Origin of the sequence: Nitrogeniibacter aestuarii, from assembly GCF_017309585.1 — a bacterium.
GTDB classification, from domain to species: domain Bacteria; phylum Pseudomonadota; class Gammaproteobacteria; order Burkholderiales; family Rhodocyclaceae; genus Nitrogeniibacter; species Nitrogeniibacter aestuarii.
On sequence record NZ_CP071321.1, the window covers coordinates 4,151,910 to 4,171,692 of the forward strand.

Annotated in this window: 19 protein-coding genes; 11 read left to right on the forward strand and 8 right to left on the reverse strand. The window is 65.1% G+C overall.

Translation table 11 applies throughout. From position 1 onward, the window contains the following. Nucleotides 1-250: 250 nt before the first annotated feature. A complete protein-coding gene (locus tag J0W34_RS19295) occupies nt 251-535 on the forward strand; it encodes a DUF1127 domain-containing protein (RefSeq protein ID WP_230969859.1) in 285 nt (94 codons plus the stop codon). Between the two features lie 13 nt (nt 536-548). Here the strand turns inward: J0W34_RS19295 and J0W34_RS19300 are convergent, their stop codons facing one another. From J0W34_RS19300 to J0W34_RS19325, 6 genes are all read right to left on the reverse strand, one after another. Then, nucleotides 549-896, reverse strand: coding sequence for a GFA family protein (locus J0W34_RS19300; protein ID WP_230969860.1), 348 nt, complete (start codon nt 894-896; stop codon nt 549-551). A 50-nt stretch (nt 897-946) separates the two neighbouring features. After that, complete coding sequence (locus J0W34_RS19305) at nt 947-1,405, reverse strand: SRPBCC domain-containing protein (protein WP_230969861.1); 459 nt, start codon at nt 1,403-1,405, stop codon at nt 947-949. Then, entirely contained in the window at nt 1,402-1,836 is a 435-nt protein-coding gene (locus J0W34_RS19310; protein ID WP_230969862.1) for a VOC family protein, read from the reverse strand. The genes J0W34_RS19305 and J0W34_RS19310 overlap by 4 nt, the downstream gene beginning before the upstream one ends. Before the next feature lie 21 nt (nt 1,837-1,857). Continuing rightward, the gene (locus J0W34_RS19315; RefSeq protein ID WP_230969863.1) at nt 1,858-2,286 is read right to left on the reverse strand and encodes a YybH family protein; all 429 of its coding nucleotides are present in this window, start codon (nt 2,284-2,286) and stop codon (nt 1,858-1,860) included. Between the two features lie 11 nt (nt 2,287-2,297). Further along, nucleotides 2,298-2,642, reverse strand: coding sequence for a YciI family protein (locus J0W34_RS19320; RefSeq protein ID WP_227816158.1), 345 nt, complete (start codon nt 2,640-2,642; stop codon nt 2,298-2,300). A gap of 96 nt (nt 2,643-2,738) precedes the next feature. After that, nucleotides 2,739-3,992, reverse strand: coding sequence for an RNA polymerase sigma factor (locus tag J0W34_RS19325; protein WP_230969864.1), 1,254 nt, complete (start codon nt 3,990-3,992; stop codon nt 2,739-2,741). A 75-nt stretch (nt 3,993-4,067) separates the two neighbouring features. On the opposite strand from J0W34_RS19325, the gene J0W34_RS19330 reads away from it, so the two are divergent. Beyond that, complete coding sequence (locus tag J0W34_RS19330; protein ID WP_230969865.1) at nt 4,068-5,822, forward strand: CHASE2 domain-containing protein; 1,755 nt, start codon at nt 4,068-4,070, stop codon at nt 5,820-5,822. Beyond that, complete coding sequence (locus J0W34_RS19335) at nt 5,815-6,957, forward strand: FecR family protein (protein WP_230969866.1); 1,143 nt, start codon at nt 5,815-5,817, stop codon at nt 6,955-6,957. The genes J0W34_RS19330 and J0W34_RS19335 overlap by 8 nt, the downstream gene beginning before the upstream one ends. A gap of 6 nt (nt 6,958-6,963) precedes the next feature. On the opposite strand, the gene J0W34_RS19340 is transcribed toward J0W34_RS19335, so the two are convergent. Continuing rightward, entirely contained in the window at nt 6,964-7,341 is a 378-nt protein-coding gene (locus J0W34_RS19340; RefSeq protein ID WP_227816154.1) for a hypothetical protein, read from the reverse strand. Nucleotides 7,342-7,504: 163 nt separating this feature from the next. Here J0W34_RS19340 and J0W34_RS19345 point away from each other — a divergent pair, with 163 nt between their 5' ends. From J0W34_RS19345 to J0W34_RS19355, 3 genes are all read left to right on the forward strand, one after another. Next, a complete protein-coding gene (locus tag J0W34_RS19345) occupies nt 7,505-9,007 on the forward strand; it encodes a protein adenylyltransferase SelO (RefSeq protein ID WP_230969867.1) in 1,503 nt (500 codons plus the stop codon). A gap of 207 nt (nt 9,008-9,214) precedes the next feature. Beyond that, nucleotides 9,215-9,988: a hypothetical protein gene (locus J0W34_RS19350; protein ID WP_230969868.1), complete on the forward strand. Its 774-nt coding sequence runs from the start codon at nt 9,215-9,217 to the stop codon at nt 9,986-9,988. After that, the gene (locus J0W34_RS19355; protein ID WP_230969869.1) at nt 9,985-10,503 is read left to right on the forward strand and encodes a PIN domain-containing protein; all 519 of its coding nucleotides are present in this window, start codon (nt 9,985-9,987) and stop codon (nt 10,501-10,503) included. The genes J0W34_RS19350 and J0W34_RS19355 overlap by 4 nt, the downstream gene beginning before the upstream one ends. 49 nt (nt 10,504-10,552) lie before the next feature. Here the strand turns inward: J0W34_RS19355 and J0W34_RS19360 are convergent, their stop codons facing one another. Then, nucleotides 10,553-10,996: a nuclear transport factor 2 family protein gene (locus J0W34_RS19360; protein ID WP_230969870.1), complete on the reverse strand. Its 444-nt coding sequence runs from the start codon at nt 10,994-10,996 to the stop codon at nt 10,553-10,555. Between the two features lie 283 nt (nt 10,997-11,279). Between J0W34_RS19360 and J0W34_RS19365 the strand changes: the two genes are divergently transcribed. The 5 genes from J0W34_RS19365 to J0W34_RS19385 are packed head-to-tail and all read left to right on the forward strand — an operon-like array spanning nt 11,280 to nt 19,628. Further along, nucleotides 11,280-13,826, forward strand: a complete 2,547-nt coding sequence (locus J0W34_RS19365) for a cytochrome c (protein ID WP_230969871.1) — start codon at nt 11,280-11,282, stop codon at nt 13,824-13,826. A gap of 14 nt (nt 13,827-13,840) precedes the next feature. Next, complete coding sequence (locus J0W34_RS19370) at nt 13,841-14,740, forward strand: hypothetical protein (protein WP_230969872.1); 900 nt, start codon at nt 13,841-13,843, stop codon at nt 14,738-14,740. Nucleotides 14,741-14,758: 18 nt separating this feature from the next. Further along, a complete protein-coding gene (locus tag J0W34_RS19375) occupies nt 14,759-16,654 on the forward strand; it encodes a hypothetical protein (protein WP_230969873.1) in 1,896 nt (631 codons plus the stop codon). Beyond that, nucleotides 16,644-18,149, forward strand: a complete 1,506-nt coding sequence (locus J0W34_RS19380) for a c-type cytochrome (protein ID WP_230969874.1) — start codon at nt 16,644-16,646, stop codon at nt 18,147-18,149. The genes J0W34_RS19375 and J0W34_RS19380 overlap by 11 nt, the downstream gene beginning before the upstream one ends. A 9-nt stretch (nt 18,150-18,158) precedes the next feature. Further along, nucleotides 18,159-19,628 (forward strand): c-type cytochrome, encoded by a 1,470-nt coding sequence (locus J0W34_RS19385; RefSeq protein WP_230969875.1) that lies wholly within the window; start codon nt 18,159-18,161, stop codon nt 19,626-19,628. Nucleotides 19,629-19,783 lie beyond the last annotated feature (155 nt).

A 19,783-nucleotide genomic window follows, 5' to 3' on the forward strand; every position in this document is an offset into this window, starting at 1 on the left:
CACGCCCTCGGGTGTGTAGCGCGCTGACTGGCCGGGTGCGCCTCGTCGGAGCACACATTCATCGACGCCCCCCCTTGTCCTGACGGACAGGCACAAGCGATCAACTGCGTTTTCCGGGTTTTATTGAACCGCAAGCCGCCAGACGACGCCATCACATTTTCCGAACACGCGCATCCGAATAAACGATTGGAATGAAATACGCACCTGCGGGAAGCTGCAAGCCATGCACAGCGCCCCACAGGAGAACGCCATGACCAGCCTCAGCCAACCCGCCACCCTCGTCCCCGGCCCTGCCGACGCGAGTGCCAGCCTCGGGCGTGATGTCGGTCCGGCCGCCTGCGTCAAGCCCACGGCACCGCGCGCCGACATCCGTATGTCCGCCTTCGAGCGGCTGGCCCGTACCCTGATCCTCTGGCACCACCGCAGCCGCAGCCGCGCCGCCCTGAAGAGACTCGACGACCGGCTGCTGCACGATATCGGCCTGGACCGCGACACCGCCCGGCGGGTCGCCGCCAAGCGCTTCTGGCAGGACTGAAGCGCGTCGGGCCTCAGATCGAGCGGCCGTCGAACGCCTGCACGCTCAAGGCGTCCAGATCGACCTCATCCAGACAACGCACGTTGATGGCCGCCATGGCGTTGCCGTCCGGCGTCTGCGCCTCGCCAAAGGGATGAATGCCGCAGCGCGGGCAGAAGCGGTGCTGGATGTTGTGCTTGTTGAAGGTGTAGGTGGCCATCGCCGAGTCGGGGGTCTTGAGCTCGAGCGCCACGCGTGGCACGAACCACATCATGGCGCCCTTGCGCTGGCAGATGGAGCAGTTGCAGGTGGTGACGCTGTCGAGTTCGCCCTCGACCTCAAAGGCGATGTCGCCACAATGGCAGCTTCCGGTGTACTTCATGGGGTCTCCGTGAGCGGGGGCGAGGCACTGGCCTCGCCTTAACATGGGGGTCAGGCAGGATCGCGGCCATCGAGCACCGCGCCCAGCCGGTCGAGATTATCCTCGTTTCCCTGCAGACAGCGTGCGCGCACGGCGTCGGCCGTGGCCGCATCGTCAAAGGCCTGCACCCAATCCAGCGCCGTGCCCTCATCGACCGCCGTCAACGTGATGCTCAGCGTGAACAGCGGTGCACAATCGTGACGCACCGCCACCCGCCGGCCCGGCTCGATGGCGTCGAAAACGGACGAGTTGGCGTAGCTTTGCCCGTCCGGCCCGTGCATCTGGAACACCCAGCGCCCACCAGGCGTGAACTCGAACACCTCGAAGGTATTGGTGAAGCCCGCCGGCCCCCACCAGCGGGCCAGTTGTGCGGGATCGGCGATGGCCTCGAACACCCGTTCCGGCGGATACGGCAGGACGCGGCCGGTCCGCATGATGCGCCGCGCGTCCTCCGGAGCGGCGGCGCTCATACCCCGGCCTCGCATTCGCGCGGCACGATGACCATCCAGCTGGCGCCGAAGCGGTCGGTGCACATGCCGAACTGCTCGGCAAAGAAGGTGGGCGCCAGCGGCATGATGATCTGGCCGCCCTCGCCCAGGGCATCGAAACAGTTGGCTGCCTGGATCTCGTCATCCGCAGTCAGGGACAGCCAGACACCCGGTGCGCCGGCGGTATGGTCGGGCGCATCCGAGGCCATGATCAGCGTCTCGCCGAGCATGAAGGCGCCATGCATGATCTGCTGTGGATCGCTGACCGGACATTGGCCCTGTTCGGCCTGCGGCGTGTCGGGGGCGTCGGCGTAGCGCATGAGGGCGGTGATCTTCGCGCCCAGGTGCTGTTCGTAGTAGGTCATGGCGTCTTCACAACAGCCGGCGTACATCACGTAAGGGGTGACATGCATGATCGTTCTCCAGTGTGGGGGTCAGGCGCCCGGCGCGCAGTCACGCGGGTCGAACGGCATCGAATAGTGTTCATGGCGGATCTTCCAGCCGGCGCTCGTGCGTCGCAGGAACACCGAGGCACGCATCTCGCCGGTCTGCTCACTGCCATCGGGCTTACGGCCGCCGCAACGCACCAGGTAGTGCACCAGCGCGGTGTCGCCGGTGGGCTCGATGCAGCGATCGCGCATCTCGAAGATCATCTCGCCGTCGCACATGTCCAGGCACTGCTGCCAGTGACTGCGGTAGGTGGCCAGGTCGTTGAATGAGAGCGCCCCGATGGCATCGAAAGCCACCAGATCATCGGTGTAGAGGCTGAAAATGCGCTCGAGATCGCCACATTTGGCGGCCTCGACCCAGGTATCGATCACGTCGCCGATGGCGCGGATGTCGTCTTGCAGGTTCTTGTCCATGGTGTTTCTCCTCAAACCTTGAGCTGGCGCACCGGGCGCACTTCGACACTGCCCACCCGACAGGCCGGAATGTTGGCCGCCAGCTGGATCGCTTCGTTCAGGTCACGAGCTTCGACGAGATAGAAGCCGGTGAGCTGCTCCTTGGTCTCGGCGAAAGGGCCGTCGGTGATGCTCACCTTCCCGCCGCGCATGCGCACGGTGGTGGCCGTGGCCACGGGCTCCAGGGCGTCGGCCGCCAGCATGCGACCGCTCTCGGCCACCTGCTGCGCATAGGCGAAGCATTCGGTGTCCTCGGGGCTGTCGGGCAGGCTGTGCAGCAGGGACTCGTCGGCATAGACGAGGCACAGGTACTTCATGTCGGACCTCCTTGGGGTTTGGTGTCTCACTCTCTTGTCGTCGGGGCGAGTCCGGATTCGACAGCACTGGCCGACCGTTCGTCGGGCACCGGGCGATCAGCCCAGCACGCCGCGTCGCGCCAGCATGTGATCGCGTTCGGCCGACGGCCGTGTCAGTGCAAGGGCCGCATCCCACGCTTCACGCGCGGCGGCCGCATCGCCCTGCTGCTGCAACAGCTCGGCCCGGGCGGCATGGGCCAGGCGGTAGTCATCCAGGCCCCCATCGGCCATCAGGGCATCGATCAGGCGCAGCCCGGCGGTCGGGCCGTCGCGCATGGCCACCGCCACGGCCCGGTTGAGTGCCACCACCGGCGTCGGCATGCGCTGCATCAGGGCGTCGTAGAGGCCGACAATCTGCGGCCAGTCGGTGGCGCCGGCATCCCCGGCTTCGGCATGAACGGCCGCGATGGCGCCCTGCAAGGCATAGGGGCCGATGCGTTTCGATTCGAGCGCGCGGGTCACCACCGCGCAGCCCTCTTCGATCATGGGCTTGAGCCACAGGCTGCGGTCCTGATCGCTCAGCAGGACCGGCCGCCCCGCCGCATCGGTGCGCGCCGGTCGCCTCGCTTCGGTCAGCAGCATGAGCCCGAGCAGGCCCATCACTTCCGGCTCGGGCAGCAGATCGACGAGCAGCCTCGCCAGCCGGATGGCCTCGGCGGACAGCTCCGTGCGCATGAGCGCTTCGCCACTGGAAGCCAGATAGCCCTCGTTGAAGATGAGATAGATCACCTGCAACACGCTGTCGAGCCGCGCTGGCAGGTCCGGCGCTTCCGGCACTTCATAGGGGATGCCGGCGTCGCGGATCTTGGCCTTGGCGCGCACGATGCGCTGCGCCAGGGTGGTCGGGCTCGTCAGATAGGCCGCGGCGATTTCTTCGGTCGTGAGCCCGCACACCTCGCGCAGGGTGAGCGCCACCCGCGCCTCGGGGGCCAGCGCCGGATGGCAGCAGGTGAAGATCAGCCGCAGGCGGTCGTCCTCGATACCCGGGCCGTCGGTGTCGGGGTGAGCCACATCCTCGCCGGTTTCCGCGAGCCGGAAGGCCAGATCGTTCATGGAGGCATCGAACCGTGCCCGCTGGCGGATGCGGTCGATGGCCCGGAAACGCCCGGCCGAGACCAGCCAGGCACGCGGATTGTCCGGCAAGCCGTCCACCGGCCATTGGGCACTGGCCGCCACAAAGGCTTCCTGAAGGGCCTCTTCCGCCAGATCAAAATCGCCGAGCAGGCGAATCAGGGTGGCCAGCACGCGCCGCGACTGCTCGCGGTACAGCCGACCGATCACATCGTCCATCGCCATCTTCGCTTGCGGCACACCGCCTCCTCATGCAAATTGAATCTGGCACTAGGTCATAGCAGCGCATTCACGCAGCATGTCTAGAATCAAGACATGACCGCGAAGCCTGCGCCATCCATTTTCATCAGCTACCGACGCTCGGACGCCAGTTCGCCCGCCGGCCGCCTGTGTGACTGGCTCAAACGCCAGTTTGGCAGCAAACGGGTCTTCCTCGATACCGATATCAACTACGGAGACAATTTCGCCCAGGTGCTCGAATCGCGCCTGGCCGAGGTCAGTGTGCTGATCGTGGTCATCGGCCCGGACTGGCTTGACTGCCGCAACGAGCACGGGCGCCGGCTCGACCAGCCGGACGACTATGTGCGCATGGAGGTGGAGACCGGTCTTCGACGCGGCATCCGGCTTATTCCGGTGCTGGTGGGCGGGGCCGAGATGCCCGCTGCCGACGATCTTCCGGAAGCGCTCAAGCCTCTTCACCTGCACAACGCCGCCCGCATTGACGACCACAGTTTTCGCCAGCATTTCGACGCCCTGGTGGATCAGCTGGTCGGCCCGCGCGACCCGCGCCAGCAGGAGCGGGACCGCCTCATGCGCCTGGTCCGGGGGCTGGGCGCCGGTGCCCTGCTGTCGGCGGCCATCGCCATCGCCATCGTCATGGCGGTGTGGACCGGCGCGCTGTCGCTGTTCAATCTCGACACCTACAGCGATGCCCTGCTGCTGAGCGCAGCGGATGCCGTCGATCCGCCGCCCGAATCGCCCGGCATCATGCTGGTGGGGATCGACGACGCCAGCGAAGGCGCGCTCGGCCCGCCTGCCCTGGGGGCCAACGCCCACTGGCGACAACTGCATGCCCGCCTCATCGAGCGCGCGCACCGTGCCGGCGCCGAGGCCGTGGTGTTCGACATGAGCCTGGTCACCCCCACGGACGCCGATGATGCCCTGGCCGGCGCCGCAGCGCGCGCCGCCTCGGGCGAGCCGCGCACCCGGGTGGTGATCGGTGGCAATCGTCTGAATGAATCGGATCTGGCCGTCGCGCCCGGCCTGCGCAGCCTGCCCGCTGGATCGACCTGCCTGCAGCGGCGCGGCCATCGCTACGCCGTGCCGCTTGCGGTGCTGGACCCGGCGGCGGATATCGAGGCCACCGTGCCCGTCATCCGACCGGCACTGGCGCTGCTCGCCAGTGTAGAAGGGAAGGCCATCGATGCCGACCTCGACCGTCGTCGCCTCAATGTCAATGGCCTGCGCCTGAGCGAGTCGCCCCGATTCACGACCATTGCGCGGGTTCGTGAGGGCGCCTGCCAGGCACTGGCTGCCAACGACGAAGTGGCCAGCCTGATGCTGCGCCCCACACCACCGGCCTACTGGCGGGATCCGGAACGCACCATGAGCTATGCCGCCGCGCTGGACGCGGCCACGCCCGACACGCGACTGGCCGGCCGCATTCTGCTGGTCGGCGACACCCGTAGCCAGTCGCGAGACCGCCACCCGGTACGACACGGCCTGAGCAGCACGGTAGTGCCGGGCGTGCAGTTGCATGCGGACGCCATTCTTTCGCTGCGCCACCATCGCGAGCCGGTGCAACTGACGGCCGGCGGCACGCTTGCCACCGCACTGCTGTGCGCACTGACCGGCGCCATTGCCAGCTTTCTGCTCTTTACGCGCCCGCCCTGGCAGCGCCGGCTCGCCTTCGGCGTGTTGTGCGTCGGCTATCTGCTCGTCGCCTGGGGCAGCGCCGTGTTCAACGTCTTGCTCAACCTGCCCTACGACCTCATCGCCTTCACCCTCGCCTACCTCATCGTGTGGCGCTGGCAACGACGCGACCAAGCCCCGGAGCTCCCCCATGACTGACCTGCGACGCCTGCCCTTCCTCTGGCTGACCCTCCTCGCCCTTTGCCTGACCGGTTGCGGCCCCAGCCTCAGCAAGGTCGTGCGCGAAGCGCCCGGCGGGGGCTTCGTGGCCGTCGACGCCGGCAGCGCACCCAACATCGTGTCGGTGACCCGCAACGGCGCGCCGCTCAAGGTGGGTGTGCCGCTGGCACTGCAGAAAGGCGACATCATCGAGACGGGCGACGGCGGCGCAGTGTTGCGGCTGGAAAACGGGGAAGTCGTGCTTGCGCCGCGCACCCGGGTGCGACTGGGCTCCATCGAAGTGTTCTTCGGCAAGGTCTTTGCCAGCGTGCGCGGCGTGTTCCGCGCCGAGGACGACACCGTGGCCGCCGATGTGGAGGGCACCCAGTTCATGTTCGAATCCACGCCGGGCCGTGGCATGCGCGTGGTGGTGCTCGAAGGGGTGGTGCGATGCTCGTCGAAGTCTGCCCAGTGGAATCCACTGCGCGTCGTGGCCGGCCGGGAAATGACGCTGTCCCGGTCCGATGCTACCCACCCGCATGTGAATCCGGCCAGCGAGGCCGACATGGCAGAGATTCACCGCTGGGTCGACCGTATCCGGAGCGCCCCCAGAGCCGGCTATTGCTGCGCCGGCGGCCGCATCAGCGAAAGCCTGTCAAACGCCTGCCGGGGGCACTTCTACGACAGCATGAGCACCGCTCAGCGCCAGTGCACACCCGGATGGTGCTGTGCCAACGGCAAGGTGAGCGACAGCCTGCGCGCAGACTGCCGGGGCAGTTTCCACACCGGGCAGCGCGATGCCATCCAGGCCTGTACCGAGCCGACCGGCTGGTGTTGCAGCAACGAGAAACTCAGCCAGACGAAACGCAGCCAGTGCCGGGGGCAATTCTTTGGCGACGACGCCTATGCGGCGCGACGTGCGTGCACCCCGCCAAGCAATCCACCCGCGTCCACAGGCACGGTGCGTGAGCCGATCCGGGTCGATCCGCGCACCATCGAATTGCTGCAACAGAAGGTCTGGTGCTGTGCCGGCGGCGTGGTCAGACAGCTCGACAAGACCAGTTGCACCCGCCTGAGCGGCAGCGCCTACCCGGACGAAGCCACCGCCCGGCGCCGCTGCGTGGTGATTCGCTGAGAGCGTTCAGCGGGTGCAGGCCCGGCGCACCTGGGGCGTAAGCAGCAGCGCGATGAACACCGCCAGCATGGCCACCACCAGCCACACGCCGGTGTCGGGCAGATGCGCGAGGCTGTGTCGCTGGACCACCCACCAGGCCACACGGCCCAGTTGCACCAGCGCCCCGACCAGGCCCAGCCACCAGGCCCAGGCAAAGCGCTTGCCCAGCCCCCACGCCGTGAGCATGGAGATGATGACGATCAACCAGGTAATCGGGTTGACCAGATTCACGCGCAGGCTGATGGCGGCCTGCGACAGGCCGATATGCAGCAGGCTGCCACTGGCCACGTACCAGGTGTAGAGCAGCAGCACCGAGATGGCGAGATAACGAAGGGCAGCGTTCACGGGGTTTGCAACTGAGGGGAACCGGAAAGGCGCGAAGCTTATCCCAATCAGTGACGTCGCGCGATCAAACCCCTGCAGCGCGCAGGGTCGAACATCGCCGCGATGCATGACACACTGGCACGAAGCCTGCAAAGACAGGCCCATCACCCCGAACGGAACTCAAATGCGTCGCAATACTGACAATCACGGCCGCCATCGCCTCGATGCCCTGCCCTTCGACAACAGCTTCGCCCGCCTGCCCGAGCGTTTCTACACCCGGCTCGACCCGTGGGGCCTGCCCGACCCGCACCTGATCGCCGTGAGCGAAACCGCCGCGCAACTGATCGGCCTGCATGCGGACGAACTGGCAAAGCCCGAGTTCGTGCAGGCCTTTGCCGGCAATGCCCCCCTGCCCGGCGGCGAGACGCTGGCGGCGGTGTATTCCGGCCATCAGTTCGGCGTCTGGGCCGGCCAGCTGGGCGATGGGCGCGCCCACTTGCTGGGCGAGATTCAGACCCCGGACGGCCCGTGGGAGCTACAACTCAAGGGCGGCGGCCAGACGCCCTACTCGCGCATGGGCGATGGCCGCGCGGTGCTGCGCTCGTCGATTCGCGAGTTCCTGTGTTCGGAGGCCATGGCCGCGCTGGGCATCCCCACCACCCGGGCGCTGGCGCTGGTCGGCTCCAACGCCCCGGTGCGCCGCGAGACCATCGAAACCGCCGCCATTGTCACCCGCATGTCACCCACCTTCGTGCGCTTCGGCTCCTTCGAGCACTGGGCGGCCAACAACGACATCGAGGCCCTGCAGACGCTCACCGACTACGTCATCGACCGCTTCTACCCGGCCTGCCGGGAGGACACCAACCCCGCCCGCGCCATGCTCGCCGAAGTCAGCCGCCGCACCGCCGAGCTCATGGCCGACTGGCAGGCGGTGGGCTTCATGCACGGGGTGATGAACACCGACAACATGTCGATTCTGGGCCTGACCATCGACTACGGCCCCTACGGCTTCATGGACCATTTCAAGTCCGGGCACATCTGCAACCACTCCGACAGCGCCGGGCGCTACCGCTTCAGTCACCAGCCCCATGTGGCCATCTGGAACCTGCAGGCCCTGTGCCATGCCCTCATGCCGGTGATGGAAAGCCCGACAGCCCTCAAGACCGCCGTGGAAGAGCCTTTCGTGGAGGCCTACAACCGCGCCTTCATCGGCAAGATGGCCGCCAAGCTCGGCTTCGAGCAGGCGCAGGCCAGCGACGCCGATCTGGTCGTCGATCTGTACAAGGTCATGCAGGAGAGCAAGGTGGATTACCCAAGCTTCTTCCGCGCGCTGGCCAGGCTGCCGAAATCCCCGGCAGGCGCCGAGGCCGACGCCCCGGTGCGAGACATGTTCATCGACCGCGACGCTGCCGACGGCTGGCTCGCCCAATGGCGCGAACGCCTCGCCGCCGACACACGCAGCGACACCGAGCGCCAGGCCGCCATGAACGCGGTCAACCCGAAATACGTGCTGCGCAACTGGGTCGCCGAAAGCGCCATCCGCGCCGCACAGCAAGGCGACTACAGCGAACTGCACACCATCCACGACTGCCTCAGCCGGCCCTTCGACGAGCAGCCAGAGAACGAGCGCTACGCCGCACCGCCGCCGGACTGGGCGGAGGATCTGGAGGTGAGTTGTTCGAGTTGAATTCGAAAGTTCGACTACGCGGTTGTGTCGTGAGGAAAGCGATTGCACTGGGCTGCAGCCAAATGCATCATGACAAAGCTATTTTTGAGACTCTTTGTGGGATCGCAATGGACAGAAGAGCTGATGTCGCAGCACTTAATCATTCATTCGCGATTCCACGAACAGCTCATGCTGACGGAACTACCTGATAAGCCTACAATTTGACTCATGGAACCGACAAACGAACTACGTTTCGCTGTGAGCGACCTCATCAGGGATGCTGAGGTCGGGCCACAGCACGTCCCGTTGAGCTTGCTTGGTGATTTTCAGAAAGACGTATCCGAGTTTTTGCGGGGCTCCTGCCGGGATGTTGACCCGACTGAGGTTATGGTTTCTGTAGAGGAGGGCTCGTTGGCACTCGTTGCGACAGGAATTCTGTCAGCTATGACGCTTTGGTCAGACATTGAACGCCTTCAGCTTCCTGACTCACTGAGTTCAATCGACAGCAAGCGCGCTGCAGTGATCGAACGCTGGCAAGCGGCTGCGCGACAAAATCCGCACCGAAAATATAAAGTTGTCGATAGCTCGAAGCAAATCCGCATATTCGTAGACTCGTCGTCGGATTTTCGAAGAATTGAGGACGCATGGGTTCACGTCGAAAAATACATCCCAGGTCAAGTCGTTGACTGGGGGGGCAAAACACGAGCGAACGTGCATCTCGAAACAGAGGGGGGATCCATACTCGTGGTCTCTGCCACACAAGAACTCCTCGCGAAAGAAGAGCAAAACCGTCTCTACCGGCAAGCGTTATTGCACATATCTGCTGAAGAAAATTTGCTCACGGGAGATCTAAGGAACCCGCGCTTACTGGGCTTTGAATCGCATCAGCCTGCTTTTGACGAAGAAGAATTCGCGCGAATGGTCAATCGCGGGACTGATGCTTGGGCCAACGTTCCAAATAGTACTGAGTGGCTAGAAAATCTCCGGGGAAGCAATCAATGACGGCAGCTGTTTTGCTAGATACAAGTTTCCTTATTTCGTTGGTAGATCAAAACCGAACAAATCATTCCGTTGCAACGCAGTACTACCGCGCACTTATTGAGCAACAAGTGCCGATGTATTTTTCTGCGATAGTCGCAGCGGAGTTTGATATCAAACAGCCAATTACTGATCTCCCACTAAAAAACTTCCGTGCAATCCCGTTCAACATCCCTCACGCAAGAGAGGCTGGGCGCTTATGGAATGAGCTCGGGAAACGGGATGACGGTGACGTACGCCATGTCGTCAGAGACGATGTGAAACTGATCGCTCAAGCCAATCATGAATCTATTCCGTTTATATTGACCGAAGACGAGTCGACACTTTACAAATACTGCGAGCGCCTGAAAGCTTCGGGGGCCTCGAAAACCCGAGCCATCAAATTGGCTGACGGCTTTGATGTGTGTGCTTTGAGAGAGGATGGGCAACGAGGGCTTGAGTTTGAAGGGAAGCACGACGATTTGCAGGAAGGCCGGTAAGCGCCCCTCACTCGACGCAGCTCGCGCGTCTAAAGCACCAAGCCCCGACTCACTCCCAACCCAACTGCGCCAACCGCCACGCCCCATCCCGGTACTGCCACAAGCCCCGCACCGAATACGCCCGCCCGGTCTCCGGAATCAGCCCTTCGGCGCCGGTGAGCACGACCGTGGCCTCGCTCCACGCCTGTTCCGGGTCGTGCGCCAGGGGTTCGACAGTGATGGCGGTCACGACCACACCGATGTTCTTGTAGCGCAGGAAGTAACCGGCCAGCATGCGTTGCGCGCCGCGCTTGTCGAGTGAGCCGGCCGCATCGCCCGGCCCGCCCTGGAAATCGTCCGTGAGATGCTCGCGCACCCCCGCGTTGTCCCGGGCGCTGATGGCCTGCTCGATGTCGGTGATGGCGTCGCGAATGCCCACTTCGGGTGCAGGCCGTTCGCAGGCCATCAAGCTCATCGCGAGCACACCTGCGCTGATGATGCGTTTGAACTCCAAAACCACCGCCCCTCCTTTTGTCCGCCTTGTCGCAATTCAACGACACCACTACACCGTTTGGATGATTGACAACGCCATTGTCATGTCATGAAGTGCACCATGTCACTTCCAGCTTGGCATTCCCACACCGCGTGCTACACCAAAGAAAAAACATACTGAAAACGCGTTGACGCGGATTCCCCTGTCTCGCGCGCATCCCGAAGGGGCAGCCCGGTCTCATGCCGACAAGACCTCACATGCTTTCAGCGCACTCGAACCCAGTCCAACCGAACGGAGAGAAGCCATGTTCCGCGCACTTTCGGCCGTCATCGCCCTGCTGCTTGCGATGGCGTTCCCTGCCGCCCACGCCGACAGCGTCGCCCAGCCGGCCCTTGCCATGGCCTCAACCGGCCAGATCCATGAACAGGATAGGCCGTATTACGAAGCCTGTGCCCGTGAGGGGCTCAATGCTTCGGAATGCGCGGGCCGGCTGATCTGGTTCAAGGCCACGGCCGGCAATGACCGCTTCCACACCTATGTGTTTCAACAGCGCGTGGGTGTGCTGATCGACTGGTTCCGGGTGCTGCGCACCGATGAACGCGGCGACCGCTTCCGTGCCTGGGGCGCCATCAACGACCCGAACTGCTGCACCCCGGGGTCGCCCAACTGCCCTGCCAAGAGCCTGGACGAAACCTTCGGCCTGGACTGGTGCCCGGGTGACGAAGAACTGCTCAAGTATGTGGGCAAGACGGGCTACAAGGACCCGGCCTGTGATTTCAGGGACGCGCCGCTGGCGTCGGGCGACCCGCACGGCCCCGCCGACCAGCGCCAGAGCGCCTGCGACCTCAAGTTCGGCACCTCCACCGGCGCACTGGGCATCCGCAAGTTCCCCAACCCGCGCTTCGACCTCGACAAATGGGTGGCCCTCAATGGCCGTGCCGGCAGCTGGGCCGGCTACAACGGCAAGATTCCGGCCGCCGGCGGCTCGGATGAGCCCGCCAAGAGCCGCCTCATGGACGGCAGCGTGGAACCGCCCTTCCTGATCGGCACCTCCTGCGGCTCCTGTCATATCTCCTTCGACCCGCTCAACCCGCCCAAGGACCCGGCCAATCCCAAGTGGGAGAACATCAAGGGCCTGCTGGGCAACCAGTACACCCGCATCTCCGAGATCATGGTCTCGGGCATGAGCACCAACACCCTGGAATGGCAGATGTTCGCCCACGCCCGACCGGGCACTACCGACACCTCGGCCATCCCCAACGATCAGGTGAACAACCCGGGCACCATCAACGCGCTCATCAACATCCCGCAGCGGCCGGTGCACGAGGGTGAGCAGGTGCTCAAATGGCGCAAGGCCACCTCCTGCGAGGGCAAGCCGGAGGCCATCTGCTGGTGCGAGCCGGAACGCGACGGCAAGTGCTGGGAGAAGTCGCTCAAGACCGAGACCGTGCATCACATCCTCAAGGGTGGCGAGGATTCCATCGGCGCGCTCGAGGCCATCCAGCGGGTGTATTTCAACATCGGCTCCTGCTCGGAGCAGTGCTGGGTGAATCATTTCTCCGATCTGCGCCAGCTCGACCCGCAGCAGCGCGGCTTCGGCCAGACGCCTTTCGATATCGGCCAGTGCCGTCGTGACTGCCCGAACTTCCGCGCCATCGAGGACCGGCTGGTCAACATTCTCGACTTCTTCCTCTCGGCCGAGGCCCGCGCCACCGATCTGCAAGAGGCCCGTCAGAACGAGTTGAAGAAGGTGTCGCGCACCGCCGAGTATTCCGAGCAGGATCTGCTCGCGGATCTGGAAGCGGAGTTCGGCGACGGCGCCGTAGCCCGCGGCGAGCAGGTGTTCAAGCAAACCTGCGCCCGCTGCCATTCGAGTTCCGAAGAGGCCGCCGCCGGCAACTTCGACGCCATCGACTTCCACAAGACCGACGCCAACAGCGGCTTGCGCGCCGACTGGATGGGCAACGACAAGCCCACGCTGGTCTCCGAGGTGGGCACTTTCCGCTGCCGTGCCCTGCATTCGAACCATATGGAGGGGCGCATCTGGCAGGAGTACGGCTCCGAGACCCTGCGCGCCCAGAAGGACGACCCCAACCTGGTCGAACCCTCGGACGGCGGGCGCGGCTACTACCGCAACATCTCGCTGCTCAACCTCTGGGCCCACGCCCCCTTCATGCACAACAACGCCATCGGCCCCGAGCTGTGCGGCAAGCCCACCAACGGCGACAACGCCTTCTACGCCCAGCGCCCGCGCTACGTGGATGGCAAGACCCTGTCGCTGCTGCCGCCGGATCAGCAACCCGCCTGCTGGGAATACGACCCGAGCGTGGCCGGCCGCTTCGAGCTCTACAAGGCCAGCATGGACGCCCTGCTGAACCCGGATGCCCGCACGCCCAAGGTCACCCTGCTCAACCAGGACGTGACCCTGCGCGTCGGCCCACGCCTCTACGACGGCACCGAAAAGGAGAAGCTGCTGGGCTTCTCGCTGACCATCCCCGCCGAAATCGACGGGCGCGGCGTCAACGCCGGCACCCTGGGCAACTTCAAGCACAAGGAGTTCGTGGTCGATCTGGTGCAGGCCAAGTTCAAGCCGGACGAAGCCAAGGCCCGCCTGGTCAAGCACTGGGGCGAATCCGAGGGCGAGAAGATCTTCAAGGATCTGCAAGGCATCACCGAAGAGGTGACCAGCCAGCCCAACGGCCTGGTCGAGGCGCTCAAGAAGCGGCCGTATCTGGTCAAGGAGATCTACAGCTCCTGCTTCGCCGAGGTGGAAAACGCCGGGCATCGCTTCGGCGAAGACCTCTCTGAAGAAGACAAGAAAGCCCTGACCGCCTTCCTGGCCACGATGTAACGGAGGACACGGACATGCATCCCATCAAGACCGGCCTCCTGGCCCTGACCGCCGCCACCGTGCTCGCCGCCTGCGGCAGCAAGGAAGACACCACCGCACCCGACGTGCCCTTCGCCGACTGGGGCGAATCGCACAGCGCCAAACCCGATTTCGCCACGGTGGAATACAAACACCCGCTGGCGGTGGACGACCTCTACAAACTCACCCCCAAGAACCTCGCCCTGCTCGATCAGGAACAGGTGGACCAGATCTACGCCCGCCTCACCGCCGGCCCGATCCCGGAAGGCCCCTATGAGGGGGACCTGTTCTTCCCGCGGGGCGAGAGCGGCAAGACGCGGCTCTCCGAAATTGCCGGCGGCAAGCTGCGCGGGCTGCTGGTGAACGTGGGCGTGAAGAAGCTCGACCTCATGGGCGAACTGCTGTGGAAGGGCAAGGTGTTCTACAAGGACGAGATGCTGCTGCGCAATCGCATCGAAGACCTCAAAACCCTCAAGGCCGTCGGCCTAATCGAAGAGACGGACGACAACCCGCTCATGGAGATCGAGGTCCATGGCCGCGACCAGTGGCTGCTCTTCCCGGCCAGGCTGTACTGCGGCCAGAGCCTGCTCGACGGTCGGCGTGAATCGATCATCATCGACTACGCCTTCACCGACCAGTTGCCCGGCTACCGGCGCATGCCCGACATGATGGCCGGGCGCGACGGCTTTGCCATCCGCGACGAGATCCGCATGGTGCGCCCCGGCTTCTACCTGGGCCGCGCCTATATCGACCGGGCCTTCGTGGTGAACTTCGTGCTCTACAACGAGGACGTCGCCGAGGCCGCCAAGGCGGACTTCATGAAGACCGGCACCGTGCCCGAAGACTGCTGGACCGGCACTCAGCCCCGCAAGATCATCACCGCATCGGCCAAGTGATCCTCAGTGCTTGCAAACATGGTTTGGCCGACCATTCTCCTCCTGTTGGTGGTGATGCCACTCGGCGCGCAGGCCGCGCCGGGTGGCAGCGTTTTCGAACAGGTGGCGGTGAAAGACAATGCCGTGATCTGGCCGCTGGACGCCCTGCTTGAACACATCGCCAGACAACTGGCGGACGGGCGCGACGGCATGCGCACCGTCCTCATCCCGGTGGGGCGCTCGCTGCAGCGCCACGCGGCCGGTGATGCCCACTACTTCGATTCACCGCGCGCCGTCATCGCCATCACCGGCGAACCGGTCAGCGCCACCGCCCCACTGCTCAAGGATCGCCTCTACCTCGGCCACCATGCCGTCGCCGGCATGCTGGAGGTGATCAGTTACCACGAGGGCAGCGGGCGCTTCGAATTCTTCATCGTCGACGATTACCGCGCCAGCGGCACGCCGCACCTGCGCGCCGGCAACCGGGGCATGTGCCTGGCCTGCCATCAGAACGACGCCCCCATCTTCTCGCGCCCGAACTGGGACGAGACCAGCGCCAACCCGATCATCGCCCGCCTGCTGGCCTCGACCGGCAAGGATTACGATCATCTACCCTGGCGCCACGGGGTCGATGTGCCGTTGGCCATCGACGAGTCCACCGAACGCGCCAACCTGCTGCCGGTCGCCCAGCGCCTGTGGGCTGCCTGCGGCGACACCGCCTGTCGTCGCCAGTTGCTCTGGCGCACCCTCAAGAGCCGCCTCACGGGCCTGCCCGAAACCGCTCCGCTAACCGAAGACCCCGCCCTCGCCTCACTGACCGACACCTGGCAACGCCAGTGGCCCGGCGGTTTCGTCATCCCCGAGCCCGACATTCCCAACCGACAGCCCTTCGCCGCCACCCTGCCCTGGCAAAGCGTGCCCACCGACGCGGCCACCTTGCGCCAACTGGCCGATGTGGCCGAGCGCTTCGACGCCCTCGCCCTGCGCCCACCGCGAGACCGATGGCTGCTGGACGACCGTCAGACACCGGCACGTGTTTTCCATGCCCTGGGCCAGTTCTTCTCGAACACCGACATCAACGCGCTGACCGATGCCCTGGCCGCCGACGACAACACCGTGACGGCCGCAGCGCTCGACTGCCGTTTCGCCCAGCGCGGGGCGCGTCGCAACGTGGACTGCCGGCTGGGCGAGACGCTGCACCTGCAAGGCCGCGAGCAGGGCGACCGGTTGATCGTGGACCGTCTCGTCATCGACGGACGCAGCCGGCCTGGCCTGGTCATGCGGGCGACTCAACAGGGCTTTGTGGCAGCAGGGGCGACGCCTCGCCTGAGCGATGGTCGCGCCATCCGCGCCCTGCGCCTCGATCCCTCACCCCCGGTGCTCGCCCTGGCCGATGATCTGACGCGCCTGAGCGCCGCCGTCGCCGCAATGCCCTTGCCGGACAAGACGCCCCTGCAGCGACGCACCGTCCTGTCGGCCTTGTTCGCCGGGCTCGACGCCGAGGGCCCGGCCCCGGTCGAAGCGTTTGCCCCCCTGGCCACAGCCGACCGGGGCGAGCGCGCCCGCGACCCGGCCCTGGCACCGTTCTACCGCCACTGTGCCCTGTGCCACAGCAGCACCGATGCGTTCCCGCCCGGCTTTCTGCGCGGCGATGACGACACCGTCCACCAGCGCCTCACCGACTGTGCCCCGCGCATGCTGCGTCGCCTGAGCATGTGGGAGCACCCGGCCGGCAGCAGAGAAAAAACCCCCATGCCGCCCCCCGCATCGGCCCAGGCCAGCGACATTCAGCGCGGCGACGATCTGACGACCATGCGCGCCTGGCTCGCTGGCCGCCTTGCAACCCGTGGTCAGCGTGTCGACACCTTCGCCCACACCGCCTACGCCGATCTACCGCCCTGCGCGATCTACCCGGAGTCTGCCCATGTCCGCTGACGCACCTGACACCCCCAACAAGACACACGGGATGCTGCGCACCCTCCTGTGGTTGCCCTGGGTGCTCGCACTGGTGTTCGGCATCTACGCCCTGGGCCGCTTCACCGCCGACATTCCGGTGGCCTACCAAGCCATCGACATGCACTTCAAGTACGGCTCTACCGGTGGCGAGCGCGAGTCGGGCTTTCCGTACTGGATCTGGAAGGTGCTGCCCAAGGTGTGTCCGGAGCACCTGCCCGGCGACGGTTACCAGTCGCTGGGCTTCATTTTCGAGCCCGGCCGCGACCTGCCCGTGGGCGTCTCCAAGCGGCAGCATCTGGGCATCGACCGGGTGTTCCTGAACTGCGCGGTGTGCCACGCCAGCACCGTGCGCGATGCCCCGGGCGCGGCCCCCAAGGTGGTGCTCGGCATGCCCGCGCACCGGCTCGACATCAAGGGTTTCGAGAGTTTCTTCTTCAACTGCGCGGCCGGGCCGAAATTCCGCACCGAATACATCGTGCCCGAGATCGAGGCGGCCGCCGGCGGGCTCTCGCCCATCGACCGCTATCTGGTCTATCCGGTCGCCATCAGCCTGATGCGCGAGCGCCTGCTCATGCTGAAAGACCGCTTCAGCTTCGCCTTCGAACAGCCCGACTGGGGCCCGGGGCGGGTGGATACCTTCAATTCAGCCAAGGTGTTGTTCAACTTCCCCATGCACAAGCTGCCTAAGAAGGAATTGCTGGGCGCCTCAGACTTTCCCTCCATCTGGCTGCAGGCACCGCGCATGAAGCGGGACGACGGTCACCGCATGGAGTTGCACTGGGACGGCAACAACACCCACACCGAAGAGCGCAACAAGAGCGCCGCCTTCGGTACCGGCACCACGCCGCCCACCATCGACCTGAAGGCCATCGGCCGCATCGAGGACTGGTTGCTCACGGTCGAGCCGCCGCCCTGGCCCTATCGCATCGACGATGCCAGGGCCGAGCGCGGCAAGGCGCTGTATGGCGAATACTGTGCGGCCTGCCACGGCCAGAGCGGACGCGACTTCTCCGGCAAATACGTCGGCCATGTGACCCCCATCGCCCAAATCGCCACCGACCGGGCACGCCTCGATTCCTACACCTACACCCTGGCGGTCAATCAGGGCACGCTCTACGCCGGCTATCCGCACCGCTTTGCCAACTTCCGCAAGACCTACGGCTACGCCAACATGCCGCTGGACGGCATCTGGCTACGCAGCCCCTATCTGCACAATGGCTCGGTGCCCACGCTGCGCGACCTGCTCGAGCCCACGTGGAAGCGCCCGACCACCTTCTATCGCGGCAACGACATCATCGACCGGGACAAGCTCGGCTTCGTCTCCGACGTGGCCGATGAGCCCGATCGCCGCTTCTTTCTGTTCGATACGCGCCTGCCCGGCAACGGCAACGGCGGTCACGAGGGCGCCGCCTACGGCACCGAACTGGCCGATGCCGACAAGGACGCGATCGTCGAATACATGAAGACCTTCTGAGGCCTGCGCATGACCACCCACACCACTCACTCCCGCTGGCGCGTCCTGCTCGCCATCCTCGGCATCACCGTGCTGGTCGCCGCAGCCGGCGCGGTCTATGGCTGGTTCAAGTTCTTTCGCGAAGTCCCGCAGCCGGCGTGGATCACCGAAGACCCGCACATGCGCTTCAAGTACGGTTCCATCGGCGCCGAGAACGATGCCGGCATCCCCTACTGGATCTTCTACGTGCTGCCCCGGGTCTTTCCCGACAAGCTGCCGGGGCCGGGCGGCTACGCGAGCTTCGGCGTGGCGTGGGAACAGGGCATGGAGCTGCCGGTGGGCTTTACCAAGAAAACCATCGGCTTCGAGCGCGTCGCCAACACCTGCGCGGTGTGCCACACCGCCAGCTACCGCACCACGGAAGACAGCAACCCGGTGTTCGTGCCCACCGGCCCCAACCACACGCTGGATCTGGCCGCCTTCTTCCGCTTCCTGATCGACTGCGCGAAAGACCCGCGCTTCGAGCCCGACGTGCTTATGCGCGAGATCAATCTGGTCACCGATCTGAGCTGGGACGACGCGCTCATCTATCGCTACCTGCTCATCCCCATCACCAAGAAGCGCCTGCTCGAGCGGCAGACCCAGTTCGCCTGGCTCTACCACCCGGCGTTCCCCGACTGGGGCCGCGGCCGGGACGACTCCATGAACCTCACCAAGTACTTCATGATCCAGTGGCCCATGGACGAGAGCTTCGGCCCCACCGACATGCCGTCGATCTGGAACCTGGGCAAATACCAGCCCGAGAAAGGCCACCGCATGAACTTTGCCGGCGACAGCCACAACGCCCGCTCGGTGGTCATCGACTCGGCGCTGGGCCTGCTCGGGGCGCCCCCCAAGCGCAACGAAGACTTCCTCGCCCAGGTGGCCTGGATGCTCGACTACCTCAAAGCCGCCCGCGCGCCGGCCTACCCCTTCCCGATCAGCACGGTGCTGGCGGAACAGGGCAAGACTGTTTTCGATGCCAACTGCGCGCAGTGCCACGCGTCGGCGCGAACCGGCACCGTGGTGCCGGTCGAGGAAGTCGGCACCAGTCGGGACCGCATGGACACCTGGAATGAAAAGGCGGCGGCCGAGGCCAATGCGGTGGTCACCGAGATGGGGATCGAGCGCGAAGGTCTGGTCGAAGCACCCTTGCGCGGTTATGTGGCGGCCTTTCTGGACGGCATCTGGCTGCGCGCGCCCTATCTGCACAACGGGTCGGTACCCACGCTGGCCGACCTGCTCAAGCCGGCAGCGGAGCGCCCGGTCACCTTCTGGCGCGGCTACAACCTCTACGACCCGGTCAAGGTGGGCTATGTCACCTCGGGCAGCACTGCCGAGTATGAGGGCTCACTGCATGACACCCGCCTCAAGGGCGGAGGCAATCAGGGACATGAATTCGGCATCCATCTGGCCGATGAGGAAAAATCGGCCCTGATCGAATACCTCAAGACCCTCTGACAAGAGCGCAGGATTGACCCGAATAGAATTGAACCGATCGCCAACATACGCTTTAAGCATGCCGCCTCAAGAATTGTGCAAAGGCGTCGTCAACCCGTCTAGTAGCAGCTATAAAGATTGATGGTTGCCCCACGCGTAGAATCGCATTGGGCGTC

Coding starts and splice junctions, on each gene's coding strand:
- J0W34_RS19335 (WP_230969866.1), top strand. CDS start 5,815: ATGACTGACCTGCGACGCCTGCCCTTCCTCTGGCTGACCCTCCTCGCC.
- J0W34_RS19375 (WP_230969873.1), top strand. CDS start 14,759: ATGGTTTGGCCGACCATTCTCCTCCTGTTGGTGGTGATGCCACTCGGC.
- J0W34_RS19370 (WP_230969872.1), top strand. CDS start 13,841: ATGCATCCCATCAAGACCGGCCTCCTGGCCCTGACCGCCGCCACCGTG.
- J0W34_RS19305 (WP_230969861.1), bottom strand. CDS start 1,405: ATGAGCGCCGCCGCTCCGGAGGACGCGCGGCGCATCATGCGGACCGGC.
- J0W34_RS19365 (WP_230969871.1), top strand. CDS start 11,280: ATGTTCCGCGCACTTTCGGCCGTCATCGCCCTGCTGCTTGCGATGGCG.
- J0W34_RS19355 (WP_230969869.1), top strand. CDS start 9,985: ATGACGGCAGCTGTTTTGCTAGATACAAGTTTCCTTATTTCGTTGGTA.
- J0W34_RS19315 (WP_230969863.1), bottom strand. CDS start 2,286: ATGGACAAGAACCTGCAAGACGACATCCGCGCCATCGGCGACGTGATC.
- J0W34_RS19380 (WP_230969874.1), top strand. CDS start 16,644: ATGTCCGCTGACGCACCTGACACCCCCAACAAGACACACGGGATGCTG.
- J0W34_RS19320 (WP_227816158.1), bottom strand. CDS start 2,642: ATGAAGTACCTGTGCCTCGTCTATGCCGACGAGTCCCTGCTGCACAGC.
- J0W34_RS19330 (WP_230969865.1), top strand. CDS start 4,068: ATGACCGCGAAGCCTGCGCCATCCATTTTCATCAGCTACCGACGCTCG.
- J0W34_RS19310 (WP_230969862.1), bottom strand. CDS start 1,836: ATGCATGTCACCCCTTACGTGATGTACGCCGGCTGTTGTGAAGACGCC.
- J0W34_RS19350 (WP_230969868.1), top strand. CDS start 9,215: ATGGAACCGACAAACGAACTACGTTTCGCTGTGAGCGACCTCATCAGG.
- J0W34_RS19345 (WP_230969867.1), top strand. CDS start 7,505: ATGCGTCGCAATACTGACAATCACGGCCGCCATCGCCTCGATGCCCTG.
- J0W34_RS19300 (WP_230969860.1), bottom strand. CDS start 896: ATGAAGTACACCGGAAGCTGCCATTGTGGCGACATCGCCTTTGAGGTC.
- J0W34_RS19295 (WP_230969859.1), top strand. CDS start 251: ATGACCAGCCTCAGCCAACCCGCCACCCTCGTCCCCGGCCCTGCCGAC.
- J0W34_RS19385 (WP_230969875.1), top strand. CDS start 18,159: ATGACCACCCACACCACTCACTCCCGCTGGCGCGTCCTGCTCGCCATC.